The organism is Candidatus Defluviilinea proxima, assembly GCA_016721115.1.
Taxonomy (GTDB): Bacteria; Chloroflexota; Anaerolineae; order Anaerolineales; family Villigracilaceae; genus Defluviilinea; species Defluviilinea proxima.
In genome coordinates this window covers 3,712,510-3,728,568 of sequence record JADKIW010000001.1, presented here as the reverse complement: position 1 = coordinate 3,728,568, position 16,059 = coordinate 3,712,510, and the positions used below count along the sequence as shown (strand labels likewise).

At 47.4% G+C, this 16,059-nt stretch carries 13 protein-coding genes and 1 tRNA gene; all 14 read right to left on the bottom strand.

The features are described from left to right. Positions 1-7: 7 nt before the first annotated feature. Positions 8-1,675 (bottom strand): GAF domain-containing protein, encoded by a 1,668-nt coding sequence (locus tag IPP66_17245; protein MBK9927019.1) that lies wholly within the window; start codon positions 1,673-1,675, stop codon positions 8-10. After that, a complete protein-coding gene (locus tag IPP66_17240) occupies positions 1,672-3,612 on the bottom strand; it encodes a GAF domain-containing protein (GenBank protein ID MBK9927018.1) in 1,941 nt (646 codons plus the stop codon). Before IPP66_17240 ends, IPP66_17245 begins: the two co-directional genes overlap by 4 nt. Further along, positions 3,599-5,719 (bottom strand): GAF domain-containing protein, encoded by a 2,121-nt coding sequence (locus tag IPP66_17235; protein ID MBK9927017.1) that lies wholly within the window; start codon positions 5,717-5,719, stop codon positions 3,599-3,601. The genes IPP66_17240 and IPP66_17235 overlap by 14 nt, the downstream gene beginning before the upstream one ends. A 14-nt stretch (positions 5,720-5,733) precedes the next feature. Next, positions 5,734-6,177: a response regulator gene (locus tag IPP66_17230; protein ID MBK9927016.1), complete on the bottom strand. Its 444-nt coding sequence runs from the start codon at positions 6,175-6,177 to the stop codon at positions 5,734-5,736. Next, positions 6,170-6,565 carry a response regulator gene (locus IPP66_17225; protein MBK9927015.1) on the bottom strand — a complete coding sequence of 132 codons (396 nt, stop codon included), beginning with the start codon at positions 6,563-6,565 and terminating at the stop codon, positions 6,170-6,172. Before IPP66_17225 ends, IPP66_17230 begins: the two co-directional genes overlap by 8 nt. A 106-nt stretch (positions 6,566-6,671) precedes the next feature. Further along, positions 6,672-6,743, bottom strand: a tRNA-Gly gene (locus tag IPP66_17220). 92 nt (positions 6,744-6,835) lie between these two features. Further along, positions 6,836-7,837, bottom strand: a complete 1,002-nt coding sequence (locus tag IPP66_17215) for a polyprenyl synthetase family protein (GenBank protein MBK9927014.1) — start codon at positions 7,835-7,837, stop codon at positions 6,836-6,838. A gap of 56 nt (positions 7,838-7,893) precedes the next feature. After that, positions 7,894-8,799: a hypothetical protein gene (locus tag IPP66_17210; protein ID MBK9927013.1), complete on the bottom strand. Its 906-nt coding sequence runs from the start codon at positions 8,797-8,799 to the stop codon at positions 7,894-7,896. A 6-nt stretch (positions 8,800-8,805) separates the two neighbouring features. Beyond that, entirely contained in the window at positions 8,806-9,603 is a 798-nt protein-coding gene (locus IPP66_17205) for an ABC-2 family transporter protein (protein ID MBK9927012.1), read from the bottom strand. After that, positions 9,604-10,395 carry an ABC-2 family transporter protein gene (locus IPP66_17200; protein MBK9927011.1) on the bottom strand — a complete coding sequence of 264 codons (792 nt, stop codon included), beginning with the start codon at positions 10,393-10,395 and terminating at the stop codon, positions 9,604-9,606. It lies immediately after the preceding gene. Continuing rightward, positions 10,392-11,414, bottom strand: a complete 1,023-nt coding sequence (locus IPP66_17195; protein MBK9927010.1) for an ATP-binding cassette domain-containing protein — start codon at positions 11,412-11,414, stop codon at positions 10,392-10,394. The genes IPP66_17200 and IPP66_17195 overlap by 4 nt, the downstream gene beginning before the upstream one ends. 213 nt (positions 11,415-11,627) lie before the next feature. Next, positions 11,628-12,245 carry an HAD family phosphatase gene (locus tag IPP66_17190; protein MBK9927009.1) on the bottom strand — a complete coding sequence of 206 codons (618 nt, stop codon included), beginning with the start codon at positions 12,243-12,245 and terminating at the stop codon, positions 11,628-11,630. Positions 12,246-12,343: 98 nt separating this feature from the next. Beyond that, on the bottom strand, positions 12,344-14,212 hold the full coding sequence (locus IPP66_17185) for a TIR domain-containing protein (GenBank protein MBK9927008.1): 1,869 nt from the start codon (positions 14,210-14,212) through the stop codon (positions 12,344-12,346). Positions 14,213-14,952: 740 nt separating this feature from the next. Further along, on the bottom strand, positions 14,953-15,999 hold the full coding sequence (locus IPP66_17180) for a type 2 isopentenyl-diphosphate Delta-isomerase (protein MBK9927007.1): 1,047 nt from the start codon (positions 15,997-15,999) through the stop codon (positions 14,953-14,955). Positions 16,000-16,059: the final 60 nt, after the last annotated feature.

Below are 16,059 nucleotides of genomic sequence, written 5' to 3'. Positions count from 1 at the left end.
CGCATCCTCAACTGGCAGTCCGTTTTGCGCGTTTTTTCTGCGTGGCTTGTTCAGGGATTTGGCCTATGAATATGGAAACTTCGGATACATCTGTCACCTGACCAAGTTCGCGAGCAGCTGTTTGCAACAGACTGTCAATGTCCAATGACTGACTAAAGCGGGTGGCAAGCTCACCAACGGTTTGCTCTTGTTTGGCACGTTGTGTGGCGTCTTCTACAAGGCGGATATTGTCTATTGCCAGCCCGGTCTGGTATGCAACTTCATTGACAAGGTCCTGATCAAGACCGGTCCAGGATGTGTTGTTGCCCTTGCGGGATAACGAAATGGTCCCGATCTTTTGTCCTTTTAGAACAATAGGGACATTCAATGCTTTTTCGCCATCTTCGGATTCTTTCCCGGCACGCAAGCCAAGTGGGGTATATGTATAGGTGTAGTTGCCTTTTTGAATTTTTTGATTCCACGCTTCGCGCGTGCGGACGGTTGTCAACGCCTCGATCTGCAAAAGTGCCGATTGAGCCTCGTCCAATAAACGTGCATTTTCAATCGCTACAGCGACCTGATCTGTAAGCGTCTGCAAAACATCAATATCATCTACTTTGAATGCCTGTTGCTGGTCTGATTGGATATCGAGAACGCCCAGTACTCTGTTGTGCACTAACAATGGTATCGCTACCTCTGAGCGAGTCATAGGGAGGTCTGTATTGTTGAAGGAAACAGCATCAGCCCCAACGTCCAGAGCGATGCGCGGCTTTTTCTGAGCGGCTACCATGCCAACCAAACTTCCATGAGCATCTACTTTGGCTGAGTATCCTCTTTCGAGCATCAATTTGCCGCCTTCCGATGATGCGGCTTGCAGAACGACCTCGTCGCCGGTTTCATTCATCAGGAACAGACCTGTATGGTAGAAACCAAATTGCTCCGTCACAAGGTTCACTACGTTAGTGATGATCGATTCCATATCCTGTGATTCGGCCGTCTGGTGAGCTATGTAGGAGGCGGCGCGAAGTTGATCGGTTTTTCTGACAAGACCTATTGTGCGCTCATCCACACGACGTTCGAGTTCTGTACGATCTTTTGTGACAAAAAAGAGGGCCGAACGGAATTGTTCGGAAATTGTTTTAAATTCCGCTTTCAATAGATTGATTGCCCATATGCTGGCAATCGCTAACGCAATATAGTCTGCAGAATATGTCAACCACAACCCAAATTTTGCTGGAGGAAGTCCGGCTTGAGTTATGTGAAACACGCCTGTGAGATCCAATATGCTCATAACAACAAGGCTGAGCACGTTGAGAGCAAACATATACCAATCGCTTCTTCCATCAAATAATAATGATGTGAATATGCTGACTGCCAGAAAAAATACAGTTCCGTCAGCCCATGGCCCAGAACCTATTACGTTATATAAACCAACAAAATACCCAACAGCGATCATTGTTCCCGCTTTGATCGTATAAGGGATGGGTAGCATTGTGGCGGCTAATAAGGAAATAGCAAGTATTACAAAGATAACCAATTCAAGGCTTGTTGCCGATGGGACATTTGCAACGACAAGTCCAATGCCAAGCGCAGACATGAACCACAGAACAGTGTTGAGAAATTTTTCTCGCCACTGGTCATAACTAAAGAAAGTTATTTTAGCCTGATCTAAAAAGTCTTTTTCTGGGTTTATCATAGCTCATCATCCAGGTTTAGTTCGATGCTGGCATTGGATGTATCCAATCGTTTGCCTAATTCTTTAATGACGTTTTGTAGAATGCTTTCAATGGTTGGGGATGACCATATTTTGGAGTTGATCTCTGTCAAAGTACGTTCTCGCAAAGCGATCTGGCGGCTTTCAGAAACGAGACGTGCATTCTCAAGTGCAATGGCGGCCTGTGCGGCAACTGCATCAACAAGGGAACGTTGTTCTGGAGTCCAGTCATCAGTTTTTTCAAGGCTGATTTGACCGAAGACCTGATCGCGAAGATTAATAGGGCTTTCGATCACTTGATGTTCGGTTTCACCCATATCGCCAACGCCGTATTCAAGTTCCTCGTTGTACGATCTGATGTTATTCCAGCCTTCAAGTAGATACTGTTTTTGGATCGCACGTAATTCCCTGATGCTTTGTTGAGCTTCTTGGAACAGGCGTGCATTCTCAAGGGCGATTGCGACTTGTACGGCCATATTTTGCATGGTTTCTATTGCGTCTGTGCCAAAGTCTGCGGGCTTTGTGGATTGAACATCCAACGCCCCAAGCACGCGATTACCGACCATCAGGGGTAGAGCGATTTCTGAGCGTGTGTAGGGGAGGAGAGGATTATCCACATGTTGTTTTTCCTCCGCTGTATTTTGTACAATGCGCGGGGCTTTTTCGCGGATGGATGCCGCCACCATGCTTCTGCCTGTAACTTCAAGACGGTGACGGTTTTGTTTGAGAACATTACCTGCCTGTCCAGTAGCTTCTCTGAGTTCGACCCATTTCTCACTCGCATCCAGAAGGTAAATGGCCGCATAGTAGTAATCGAATTGTTCTGTGATCAGATTGGCGATTTTGGGTAGGAGTTCATCAGGGTCAAGAATGGACGAGGCTACTCTTCCCACCTCGTTAGTGGCGGCTAATTGTTTTGTGCGCTTTGAAACCTGATTTTCCAATGATGATTGGAACTCTTCAAAACGCGTGATCATGCGGTTGAATTGAACTGCCACAGTAGCGAATTCGTCAGTTGCAAGAACAGGGACGCGCTGTGAGAGATCGCCCTGTTCGATTTTTTGAAGTACATCAATCAGATTTCTGATGGGCCCTGAAATAGATTGCAAAGAGAAGAAAGAAAAACCTGCGCCGAGAAGGATGACGAGAACACTTAAAAGCAAAAATCGGATTTGTAGGTCGCTGAGTATTTGTAGATGGTTGCCATTCGTGGATAAAGTCTGTATCACTTGTTGATACCCGATCGGAGCCATCACTGCCACGGTTATGAGAACCAGTGTAAGGTGTATGATCTGAAATCGGGGTCCAAGCAATGTTCCCGTGCGTCCTAGAAGTTGAGTATCCAAGTCTTTTGGGAGTAGGACGACTCTTGCTGGGATCGTAAGGCGTCCAATAAAAAACATGCTTAGAATGGTAGCGCCACAAACAGCAGCAAATCCGCCCAGGAGGATATAGACTGGGGCTGGGGAATTAATAATATGTGATTCAGCAACCAGGGTTAAGGTATCTCTACGCAGAGATACAATGAGGAAAGGGACAAGCACGGTGATAACGATATTTACAAAAAATGCGATGACCCCATACTGCGTGACAAGATTGGTGATCTCTTTCCACGCCGTAAGTTCCTTCTCTTTGTCTGGTTCTTTTATCCCGAATACAAAAAGGGTAATTTGATTCCTTGCGTTCGGTGTGATCTGCCAGCAAATGATAAGAACAATGACCTGACTGATAGCCCACAAACCAAACCCAAGTGATGAAAGCAACTGTCCAATAGCCGGGTTGAATTCAACATTCCATTGAACGGATAGGATGCCAGGAATGGACCCCAATAAGCCAATAACCTGGCTAATGGCGATCACGATAATGATGTACCATTCGCCCGTCCGTTTTAGGACTGAGTCAAAATTAATTCGATTCATCGCCGATCCTTGTTTGCGCTTCATCGGTAGTGGTGCCTGCCTTGATATGTACCTTACTTGCGCCTGTGGCTCTAGTCAATTCACTGACGGTTGTTGTCAGAATGGTTTGAAGGTCGGTTGTGCGGCGGATCTTGTCTGTAATCTCAAAGAGGATACGTTCGCGGTCAGCCTGCGCACGGATTTGCTCCAACAGACGAGCGTTCGCTATGATCGCAGCGAGACTGCCACCCAACGTGCCGAGCAATTCCTCGTCGCTTTCTGTGTAGGCGTTGATCTGTTCACTTTCCACATTCAACACACCAAGTAACTCGCTTCGGTAAATCATGGGAATGGCAAGCTCAGATTTGGTATTGATGCTTCCTTCAATATAACGTGTATCTTCTTTGACATTGCCGGTTCGTATCGGCCGTTTGTTCTTTGCGGCCCAACCTGTGATGCCATTGCCAATGGGTATTTTGAGATCATAGATCTCGGGTCCATACCCAACTGCGGCTTTAACTTCCAGATGTTTCTTTTCGCGGTCAGCCAGCAAAATGGAAACCCGGTCTCCACCAAGGGTGACCTGAAGTCCGTTGACCGCAGATTGCAAGGCTTCGCTCAAAGTTGTACCGGATGCGGCAGTAGTTGTAATGTGGTGGAGCAATCGATGTTGCGCGAGGTGTTCTTGTGTCTCTGCGAAAAGCTCTGTGTTAACAACCGCGATTGCTAATTGATCGGCAAGGATTTGAAGCGTACGCAGGTTGTCATCAGAGAAAGAGTAGGGTGCGTTACTTTGTACGTCTAGTACACCCACGATACGATCACCAATGTTCAATGGGATGGCAGCTTCTGCGCGCGTATTGGGTAAGAGGGGATTAGGATAGTAAGTAGCGTCGCGAGTTGTGTCATTGACGATCAGCTTCTCGCCTTTGCTTGCTACAAAACCTACAATGGACTTTGACCCGATACCGAGTCTGTAACTGGCTCTTTTCAATTGTGTGCCAGCATCACCTGATGCCTCACGGATAACAACATACTCACCGATGGGGTCTCTGAGAAAAACACTGGCGTGATAAAAATGGAAACGGGCACTGATCAGATTAACAGCTTTTTGCAACAACTCATCCAGATTCAATGAACTGCTAATATCACGGGCGATCTCTGCCGCCGTCTCAAATTGAAGCGCTGTCCAGCGACTTTCATCCAAGATGCGAATGTTGTATATCGTACCGGAAACTTGATTGGCTACCGCAGTTAGGAAGCGCAGATCATCTTCGTTGAAACTACGCTCTTTTTCGTTATCTTGTACGATGAGCGCACCAATCGCCTCGCCTTGCGCTAAAAGCGGAACGCCCATCCATGATTGAGCAGGCCTGTTGCCAGTGACTTTGGCTCCCATGGCGATGGACCGATTCATTGTGTCTTCCACGATCATGAGTGGTTCGCGAGTGCGGATCAAAATAGAAGTAAGACCTTCGCCAAGTGGGAAAGCCTCAGTGGTTGAAAGTTTCCCTTCGTCATACATGAAAGGTATGCTGATCGAGTTGGTTTTTTGTTCGTAAAGGGCAATGACAAAACTGAAATCGCCGATCACATTGCGGACGTGATCGTGAATGGTTTCGTAAAAAGATTGCAGATCATTGAAAGACGCTGCACTTGATGCAAGTAAATTGAGTGCCCTCATTTCAGAAGTGCGGCGATCGTTGACTGGTTCAGTAGTGGATGATTTGTGGGTGATGGAGTTCGCAGTCAGCCGTATTGTGCGACTGAATGCATTGACCACATCCTCGTCAATAATTTGACCGTCTCGTGCCCCAATTAACACAACACCGCGTAGTCGTCCTTCTTGAAGAATGGGTACATACGCGGCTATTTTGCATCCCAATTGTTTGGGATAAGCAAGCAGAGGCGGTGGTATGGTTGCCTCATCCAGCAAGTTGACGGTTAGTGGGCCGTCCTTGAGATGCAATTCCATTTCGTCACGCGTTAATTCTGTTCCGCGTGGAATGGTGATCTGGGTATCCTTGCTTTGTGGGTCTGAGAACTGGGTAAGTTGCAGGCGATTACCCACGGCAGTAAAAAATACTGTTACAAAGAAGGGCGTTCCATTCGATTTATTGGTTGTCATTGAAGCAGTGTGGGTTAATTAAATTCCCAGACCGCCTCGCCTGCAAGAATGCGGCGAATCTGGTCGGGAAACCGGTCTGGGTCAAGGGGTTTGCCCAGAAAACCATCAAAGCCTGAATCTTGAGCTTTTGCCATTTGATCTTGGCTCGCTTCCGCAGTCACAGCAATGATCGGGATGCTCTTGAGCCTCTCAGATGCCCTGATCTTTTTCAACGCGCCGTAACCATCTTCGTACGGCAAGCGAATATCCATAAGGATCAAGTCAAGGCGCTGAAGCGTATCGGCATATTCCACCACTTCATAGCCAGATGTTTTCCATTCACAATGGATGCCCAAATACCCTAGCATACGTGCGATCAGGACAAAGTTTGCAACATTGTCTTCCACCACCAATACCGTTGCATCCTTCGGGATATTTGGTTTCTTGATGGGCTGGGTGTCCAGGACATTATCAGGCATTTGCACTCCTTGCAATGAATCGTTCGACCTCTCTTAATAACTCATCGAAATCGATCGGTTTTTGAATATACCCATCGCAACCCGCCTCGAGCGTTTTTTCCTTATCACCGCGCATGACGTTTGCCGTCAACGCCAGGATCGGAACACGTGCGAAGCCGGGGATTGCTTTGATCTTTGCTGTCAGTGTATAACCGTCCATGTCGGGCATGTTAATGTCCATCAGGATCAAGTCCGGCTTGGTGTTTTTGATCGTCTCAAGCGCCTCATGGGCGTTTGTGGCTTCCAACAACTTATAATCTTCTGAAAGTAAGATGCGGCGAACCAACGTGCGGTTGTCTGGATTGTCTTCTACGTAAAGAATTGTACCCTTTTCTTCTGATGGCAACATTGCAAGAACCTCCGGCCTAATTCTAATACGCCCCAATATGGGACACATAACAGTCACCTTACAATTGTCAAACAATAATGCCGAGAGAGTCTCTCCTCGGCATCTGAGCGGGTGATGGGACTCGAACCCACGATATCGTGCTTGGGAAGCACGCGTTCTACCACTGAACTACACCCGCGTATTTACAAGAGGGATTATAGCGACCCGTTAGGGGTATGTCAAGCAACCATCATTCTATTAGATGAAGAACCCGCCTCAAACCGGACCCGCTTACTGCTCCCGCTTAAGAAGTTTTTCTGCCAGATCGAATAATGCATCTCCCGCCTCACCTTGAGGGTCAGCCTCACGTAGATTCAGCAGTGCGAGATCGGTCATTTGCTTCGACGCTTCGTGTGCTGTCCCGTAGCCGCCTTCTGTGGCAAGGAGTTTTGCCAACTCTTCCACCTCAAACGCATGAATGGGACCTTGTCTCCAGCGTTCTGCAAACTTCTTGTTGGCTGATAAACCAGCAAGCACAGGTAAAGAGTTCTTTCCCTCTACAAGGTCGCTTGCTACAGACTTGCCTGTTATCGCCTCGTTGCCCCATATGCCCAGAATATCATCTTGCACTTGGAATGCGAGCCCTAAATACTGACCAAAGGAACGATATGCATCCTGTTTTTCTTCATCAGCACCGCCGAGCACAGCGCCGAGGTGGCAACATGCAGAAAGCAATGCCGCGGTCTTACCTGCGATCATCGGCCAGTAATCATCGGGCGTGAGGTCTGTGCGCTTTTCGTAGGACATGTCCATATATTGACCGCGTGTTAGATCGAGACAGGTGTTGTGCAATATCTCTGCGGCTTTAACCACGATCTCTGCTGGGTATTTTTCTTTTAGATCAATGATCGCTTGATTGGACAAAACAAACAATGCATCACCTACATTGATCGCCATGGGCATGCCCCATTTCGTCCAAACGGTATCTCTGCCTCGGCGCTTTGGTGAATTATCTTGAATATCATCATGAACAAGAGAGAAGTTGTGCACCAGTTCAACTGCCGCCGCGGCAGATAAAGCAGATTGCCAATCACCGCCTGCCGCCGAAGTGCATAACAAAACCATCACTGGGCGGATGCGTTTGCCCGTGGCTTCTGGACCTGCGCCCTCGCCAGTCCAGCCCATGTGGTAGGTGATCATTTCATGGAAGTGTTTTGTGCGAGGCTGATCGAGACGTGAAACCTGTTTTTGAAGTTCTGATTCGATGGAGGGGAGAAGGGATTTGATGTCCATAAATCAATTTTACCTGATTATGAATGTAACAGACACATATCCCTTGACGATTAAATTTATGGTGGAAAGATTTCTTTGATCGTGAAATCCACCCAGAATAATGAAGTTGTGTTCGGGACTTTTTCAAGGATGGCATTCCCTATATCAGCAGGCGGGTCTTGTAGTTCACGCCACCAAGGTTTATCGGCAGGATAGCCATATTGGAAGCCGACCGGGTATGGTGTGAAGTATTCACCCCATGCAGTGAAGTCTTCCATGAGTTGATCGAAAGACTCGAATTGTTGGCTGTCATTGATGAAGACCACACCGTCGCGATACGTGGGTGGCATGAAATCGGTTTCCCAATGTTTGAGAAAGAGACGATAGTTCGGGTTGTGGGCACGGATGGCTTTGACCCACGCTTCGGCTTCTGCGTCTGTGATCGGCGTACCGATAGGAGAACCATCTGACTTGTACCATTCAACATCTACTCCAAAGCCGATGACGGAGGGGTGATGCTTGTATTGATTCAATACGAGGTCTATTAACTCGATCATGTCTGCGTTGGCAGGCTCTACTTGTAACCAGACTTTGAAACCATTTTGGTCGAAGAGATCCAGGGTCTCTTCGTTCATGTCAGCATAACCTGATGTAATGTTAGGGTTATTTGTGTCGGCGCGGAAACTGAGATTGGTTATGCCTTCGCCGAGAAAATTACCGACGATCCATAATGCTTCGGGATGCGAACCCGTAAACTTCGCAGACATTTGTTGCCCCGTTGAAACCCAATACTCTGGGCCAGGATTTGTGCCGATGCCATACGTTGAAAAGCGGAAACCCGCGCCAAGCGTGGACGACTCAGGAGGATGCGTTGGTGCGAGCGTTTGTGTTGGAAGCAATGTTGGTGTTGCAGGCGGAGTCGCTGTCGGGGCGCACGCGGTTAATAGAAGGGCGATCAAGCTCAAGTTAAGGATGAGGCGCATGTCCGTTTATGATCCTGTACCGGTGTAGGAGTTCACGCCCTTTGTCCAGATCCAGTAGGTGATGGCAAAGAGTCCAATGCCGATGATGGGGGAGAAGTAGATCAGGGGTGAGACTTCTTCTGGGCGCAGGAAAAGTTGTGATGGGTAGAACGCCACAAAGCCGATGGGGATGATGTAGGTGAATGTGAATCGGAAGGCGCCATCGAAGATGGTCATGGGGTAGGGGGAGAACTCACGCAGACGCCACGCGAGACCAAGAACGGGATATGAATTGACGACCCAAAACGCTGCGCATGCCGCAGAGACAATGATGGAAATTTGTACAAGTGCCGCGCTGAATAATGTCATGAGCAGGAGGAAGAAGCGTGCCAGTGTCCAATCAATGTGAAGCTGAATGGATGCATAGATCAGTAGACCAAAACCAACAATCAATTGTGTGATGCCTTTTAGATCGAACATCTCGGACATGTAGTAGAACATCATGTTGAGCGGACGGAAGTAATACTTGAGGAACGTGCCTTGTTGAATGTGAAAACGGATCTGCCAGGCGTGGTCGAAAAGGATCTGCATCGGTGAGATGGCGATCATATAAAAGGCGTAGATGAAGACCATTTCCATCAGTGACCAGCCCGCGAGGTCTGGCACTGATTCGAGAATGATCCAAAAGACGCCCAATGTAGCGAGACTTGAGAAGAACATCCCGATGGAGCTGATGATAAAGTCTGCGCGATATTGCATGCGCGCTTTGATGTACTGAGTCTCGATAATGAAGTAGAGACGGATGTATTCGCCGATGGTCTGCATTTAGCCTCCACTGATCCGAAGCACTTTGACAGCTTGGTTATAGAATAAACGTGTGCCAATGAATAGTGCCGCAGTCCAAAAAAGTTGCACACCCAACATGGGGAGAAAAACACTCCAACTTTGTTCAGGGCGCGTGATCATCATCAGGGGTGTGTGATAAATAGCCTGAAACGGAAGCCAGTACAAAACCTTTTGAATGGCATCAGGGAAGAACTGTAAAGGGATAAGCGCACCTGAAAAGACGGTGATGATGATCTCTTTGGATGTGCTCAGGCCCCAAACTGATTCAGTATAAAAACCGAACAAGCCAACGAAGTAATCGAAGAAGAAACTGATGAAAAACGCCAGCAAGAGACTGATCGGAAATAGGAATAGCCCGGGCCCAAGCGTGAACTGTACTTTGAACACGAATATTAATAGAAGGAATGTAGGCGCGGTGATCGCGACAACATTTGTGAGAAAGAAACCGAAACTAAAGAAGAGCGAGTACAACCCAACGTCAATGGGCTTGATGAGATAGTTGGCGATGGTGCCTTCGCGGATGTCGTAATGGATGAACCAGTCTGCATAGGTTTTGAGCAGTATGAAAATGGCGCTTCCCAAGCCGACATACAGAAATGTTTCATTGAATGTCAATCCATGGATAACATCGGCGTGTCTGTAGATACTCTTCCATAAATAGTAAGCGACACCCAAATAAACGATGTTGCCCAGAATGGCGAAGATGAACCCGAACCGATAGACAATGCCCATCGTGAACGAGCCTCGTGTGACGGCGAGATATTTTTTCATGCCAATGCTCCGTCATACACCTTCTGCACGACGTTTTCCATTGAGATCTCCACGATGCGCACATCTGCCACAGGGAAGTTGGTCATGACCGTATTCAACACATCTGAAAGCGGTGTACGTGCCTGATCGATGGTGATGTCCGTCCAGAATTCTTCGGTTTCCGATACGACGATGCCATGGTCCGCGCCAAACTTTTCAGTGAGCTTGTTTTGCAGATCGTGAATGGTTGTTGCTGAGAAGTTGTCTACTTGAAGCTTCAACGTGCGATACGCTCCGAACAACGTGTGGACTTGCGTCGCTTTGCCATCGTACAGGATCTTTCCTTTGTCGATGATAATGATGCGATGACATAAGGCTTCTACATCGCCAAGATCGTGTGTGGTCAAAATGATCGTGGTGTTGCGTTCGCGATTCAATTCCTTGATGACCGAGCGTATTTTGGCTTTGACCGAAATGTCGAGGCCGATGGTTGGTTCATCGAGGAACACCACCTGCGGGTTATGAAGGAAAGACGCGGTGATGTCGCACAACATACGTTGTCCGAGTGAGAGCGTCCGCACTTGTTGTGAATATAAAGACTTGAGTCCCACGAGGTCGTTGAACAACTCCATGTGATGGTCGAAGGTCTTTTGATCCACTTTATATATCTCTTTCAAGATCTTGAATGACTCGATCACGGGCAGGTCCCACCACAACTGCGAGCGTTGACCGAATACCACGCCCATGATCTGCGCCTGCTTGATGCGGTTATCGTACGGAACCATGCCATTGACTTGAATGACTCCACCTGTTGGTTTCAGGATGCCCGTCATCATCTTGATCGTAGTGGACTTGCCTGCACCGTTCGGGCCGATATAGCCGACGATCTCTCCCGCTTCAATATCGAACGAGATATCTGCTACTGCTTCAACGGTCCGATAACTACCCGAGAACAGATCGCGGAATGCGCCACCCAAACCTTCACGGCGGTTAAGGATCTTAAAGTGTTTACTGAGATTTTGTATGTGAATGAGACTCATATTGGTTGACCTTGCTGAGTTGGGAGTAATTTGTGTATTTTAGCACATATATTCTAATATTAGAGAGCGCAATTCGGCCTGCCCAATGGTTGAGTCTATACCTGTCCGAGCGGATGGTTTTTGTGGTTTCATGCGTGGAGTATCCCCCTTGATATTTTTCGTCGCGGATTTATTCCTTGGCTAAACCCGCGACGAAAGGTTTTTATAGAACCATCAAAGGAGTTCAAGCCTTTGCAGTGATTCCCTCAATTGTGCGGGTGATTGAAAATGGATCGCATGGAATCCCATTTTTTGCGCCTGCTGAACATTTGTCAGTGAGTCGTCAATGTATACACACTCGCTGGCGCGCTTTCCAAACTTGTTCAATGCATGTTCGAAGATCGCGGGATCGGGCTTGACCATCTTCACTTCGCCCGAGATGACCATGTCATCGAACAGTTCGAAGAAATCATACTTATCCCGCGCAATGGGAAAGGTTTCATGCGACCAATTGCTCAACCCATATAGCGGATATTTCTTATCCTTGAGTTCCTTCAATATCTCAATGGAACCTGGGATGGAGCCGGTGATCGACTCTTCCCAATATTCATAATAGGCACTGATGAGATGTGCGTAGTGGGGGAATTCTGCTGAGATGCTTTCCACCGCCTCCGCAAATGGACGTCCCTTATCTTGTTGGGCGTTCCACTCTGCGAAATTGATCTCCGTGAGAAATTGGTCTATGGCCTCGGGTTGTCCGGGGAAATAACGGTGATATACATTGTGCGGGTTCCATTCCAACAGAACGCCGCCATAATCAAAGATGATGGTTGTGATGTGTGAATTGTTCATCCCGCGATTTTAGCAGGGAATCGGATTAGGTAGGGGCGGGGTCTCCCCGCCCTTGCGCCGTTATTCAATATGGGGCACGGGGACCGTGCCCCTACATGTTATTCAGGTTTCAAAATCCCCAACAACTCTTTGAGCGCTATCTTTTGCGTTTGCTCCTCGAAATCAATATATTGTTTCTTGATGAGACCGATGGGAATATCGCATTTCTTTAAATGTAAGGGGATGATAGTTTTCTGCGCGTTGCTGGCATATAGAATTTCATTCCCTACCCATTCTGAATTGACCGCGTCTGGCGTTAGGGTGACGAGGAAGAAATCACAACCCTTGATGCCGCGTTCGATTTCCTTTTGCCAATCATGTCCACCTTTGAGACTATCGAAATCCCACCAGACTTTCATGCCCTGACTTTCTAATTCGCCTGCAAGTTTCTTGACGAAGGATTTATCTTGATGAGAATAACTGATAAACACTTTTATAACTTGATTCTTTGACGGGCGGACACCATCTAATAATTCGCTGACGGTAATTTCGACAATGTCGTTGCCTGCTTGAACATGATGAGTCGTAACACCTTTTTGCTCAAGTTGGAGTAAAAGTTTATAGTCAACAGGGACGGCACTCGGGTAATTGGGAAGCGGGACTTTTTCCGTTACTTCGATCTTGGCAATCGTCTTGTGGATGGCGTCAAACTCAAAGCGAATCGCTGACAGAAAATCTCTGCGCGTAGTCACATCGCCTAATACCCAGATGTAAATCTTTCTATCTTCAGTATCTGCCTTGATCAGTGCGGTGTTGTTTCCGCTTTTGAGTACCACGCCTGAACGCCAGATCGTGTTTTTATAAATGAATGCATTCATACGGACGATGAAGCGCGAGATAATGGACGATGGCAAAACGTTATAGTGATATTGAAACGCCAGTGCATCGTCCCACTCGCCCGTATAAATTTCATCTTTGGGGAGCAAGTCGGGGATGAGGAAGGATTTGTCGGTTTCTATGTCGTAGCACAACTCGAACTTCTTCATCATATCCACGATAAACAAGCGTTTGTTACTAGGGTATTCGGGCGGGGTGAGAGTTTTGTTCAGGATGGGGAGGGTGAGCGTGCCTTGGTTTTGAAAGAGTTCGTGTGAGTTGAGGATCTTATACACACCATTGGTGACCCACTGCGGATTGAGAATGCCGAGCGCTTCGAGGCGCGGGTCATCTTGAAAATGCAGGACAACGCCCAAGTCATGCAGGAAGCCGATGAGTGTATTCTGGCTGATTTCGTCTGTGACTTCGTTCGCGCCGCACAGACTGAGATATTCGTCCTGTGTGATGAAGTTTTTATCCCTGCCGAGTTCCTCCAGTTTGGATTTGACTGTGAACCATGTTTCAGGCAACAGGTCGCGGACGTGTGGCAGGGTATCCACCTGTTTTGCGATCGTGGCTTTGAGTTCTTCGATGCCCTTGCCATCTTTGGCAGATGTTTCTAGGATGCCGACGATGTTTGGATATTTTTTCTGCAAACCCGTGCGGTCAATGTCGAGCGGATGCTGGTCGGTCTTGTTGCCGACGATCAGCACAGGCGACTCGCCGCCGAAGGACTGGATGATCTTGAGCCAGTATTCGACGCGGTTTTCTTCCTGCGTTAGGCGCGCATCCAGCACCAGCAGGTAGAGACTGCGTTTGGTGAGGAAAAATTGGTGCGTGGCGTGCATGATCTCCTGCCCGCCGAAGTCCCAGATGTTCAATTTGATGGACGATGGACCGTTGACCGTGGACTGTGATTGGTTTTCTATTGTCTTCTGTCCACCGTCTACCGTCCATTGATTAATGGATATCCCCTCCGTTTTGGTTTGATTCTGATCAAACGTGCCGTGAAGGATTTGCTGAACAAGAGATGTTTTGCCGACAGAACCTTGACCGATGATTAAGCATTTTGCCTCTAAAATCGGGTGTCGATCAGGGCCCCATTCCATCATTTTTCTTAATTGCTCGAGTCTTACATTCCTGCCAAAATAAGCGGAAATTATTGCTTGAGGGTGTCCCGTTCTTTCGAGAATTTCTGCTGGAATAGGAAGTGGATTTCCTCTAAGGTCTAGAAATTTCAATGAAAGAAGTTCTGCTATCTCAACGGGAATACCTATAATATTATTATTTCTCAAGTCTAAGATTTCGAGCAATTGGGCATTCTTGATTTCAGGGGGTATTTCTCGGATTTGGTTTTTCTTTGCGCTAAAGGATTTTAGATTTTTTAAGTTGAATAATTCTTGTGGAATAACGGAGATGTTATTGTTATTGATGTTGAGAGCTTCCAAATTGCTCAATTTTGTAATTTCAGTTGGAATTTCGGTGAATCTGTTTGAACCTGTTACGCCACCTAACCGTAGATTCTTAAGTTTTTGGAGATTCTTAAATTCAGGAGGTAAAGCAGATAATTTATTGCCTCTGAGGTCTAATTGTATTAACTCTGATAGTTGCCCGATTTCATTGGGAATGCTAGTTAACTTGTTGTACCTACATTCAAAAATCCGTAAATTAATAAGGTTTTTGATTTCATTAGGGAGGTATGTAAGTAAATTATTGCTTATGTTAAGTGTTAGCAAATCTACCAGTTCGAATACCTCTGGTGGAACTGATCTTAATTCTTTTCCTAGCAATAATAAATCTTTCCACCTTTCTTCCTTCGCTTGCTCAAGTATGATTTGGATATCTTGATCGCTCATCTGAACGACTCCGAATAATTAACTAATTTCTCATTCTTCAAACTTTCCAACTTTTCAACTCCCGCCGCAAACATTGTCACTTCAATCTGTCTCTTCGTCAGCTTCATCATTTCAACCGCTTTCTCTGTTGAAACTGCTGCAGCTTTTAAGAATTGACCTGCCATGCCGCCGAGTGTTGCGCCGAGGGCGATGCACTTGGCGATGTCGAGTCCGTCTTTGATGCCGCCGCTGGCGAAGATCGTCATATCGGGGACGGCTTTCTTGACATTCAAAATGGAATCAGATGTGGGGATGCCCCAGCCAACGAATGTTGCGGCGAGTTGACGGGTGAATTCGTCGGGCGCGCGGTGCATTTCCACTTGGGACCAACTTGTCCCGCCTGCGCCTGCCACGTCAATGGCGCTAACTCCGCAATCGGCTAAGAGTTTGGCTGTCTTTTCAGAGATGCCCCAGCCAACTTCTTTTGCAATGACAGGCACTTCGATTTCCTTGCAGACTTCTTCGATCTTCTTTGCGAGACCAGCGAAGTTCACATCACCTGCATCCTGCACGGCTTCTTGCAAGGGATTCAGATGAAGGATGAGCGCATCGGCTTCGATCATGTCCAGGGCGCGGCGGCAGTGGTCAATGGTGTAGCCGTAGTTGAATTGCACGGCACCAAGATTCGCAAACAATAAAATATCGGGCGCTACTTTGCGTGTGATGGAAAAGGTGAGAGTCTGTTCGGGATGTTCAAGCGCGGCGCGTTGACTTCCAACTCCCATGGCAACACCAACTTCCTGTGCGGCTTCGGCGAGTCGCTGATTGATCTCGCCAGCTTCCTCTGTCCCGCCGGTCATGGAAGATATCAGAATGGGAGCGGCCAATCGTTTACCGAACAGGTTGAGGGTTGTGTCGATGCGATTTAAGTCCAGCTCGGGTAAAGCCTCGTGAGTGAAGTGGTAGTTCTCTAGTCCTGTTGTCAACGCAGAGCGGACATCCTGCTCCAAATTGATCTTGATATGGTCGGCTTTTCGCTGGTCTATGGGCGCAACTTTTGGCATGGGGTAGTGTTCCTGTGTTTGTAATTATCTCTGGCTTGACATGGCTTTTATACCGTGTAC

Coding starts and splice junctions, on each gene's coding strand:
- IPP66_17180 (MBK9927007.1), bottom strand. CDS start 15,999: ATGCCAAAAGTTGCGCCCATAGACCAGCGAAAAGCCGACCATATCAAG.
- IPP66_17225 (MBK9927015.1), bottom strand. CDS start 6,565: ATGTTGCCATCAGAAGAAAAGGGTACAATTCTTTACGTAGAAGACAAT.
- IPP66_17235 (MBK9927017.1), bottom strand. CDS start 5,719: ATGACAACCAATAAATCGAATGGAACGCCCTTCTTTGTAACAGTATTT.
- IPP66_17205 (MBK9927012.1), bottom strand. CDS start 9,603: ATGCAGACCATCGGCGAATACATCCGTCTCTACTTCATTATCGAGACT.
- IPP66_17185 (MBK9927008.1), bottom strand. CDS start 14,212: ATGATGGAATGGGGCCCTGATCGACACCCGATTTTAGAGGCAAAATGC.
- IPP66_17195 (MBK9927010.1), bottom strand. CDS start 11,414: ATGAGTCTCATTCACATACAAAATCTCAGTAAACACTTTAAGATCCTT.
- IPP66_17210 (MBK9927013.1), bottom strand. CDS start 8,799: ATGCGCCTCATCCTTAACTTGAGCTTGATCGCCCTTCTATTAACCGCG.
- IPP66_17245 (MBK9927019.1), bottom strand. CDS start 1,675: ATGATAAACCCAGAAAAAGACTTTTTAGATCAGGCTAAAATAACTTTC.
- IPP66_17240 (MBK9927018.1), bottom strand. CDS start 3,612: ATGAATCGAATTAATTTTGACTCAGTCCTAAAACGGACGGGCGAATGG.
- IPP66_17200 (MBK9927011.1), bottom strand. CDS start 10,395: ATGAAAAAATATCTCGCCGTCACACGAGGCTCGTTCACGATGGGCATT.
- IPP66_17230 (MBK9927016.1), bottom strand. CDS start 6,177: ATGCCTGATAATGTCCTGGACACCCAGCCCATCAAGAAACCAAATATC.
- IPP66_17190 (MBK9927009.1), bottom strand. CDS start 12,245: ATGAACAATTCACACATCACAACCATCATCTTTGATTATGGCGGCGTT.
- IPP66_17215 (MBK9927014.1), bottom strand. CDS start 7,837: ATGGACATCAAATCCCTTCTCCCCTCCATCGAATCAGAACTTCAAAAA.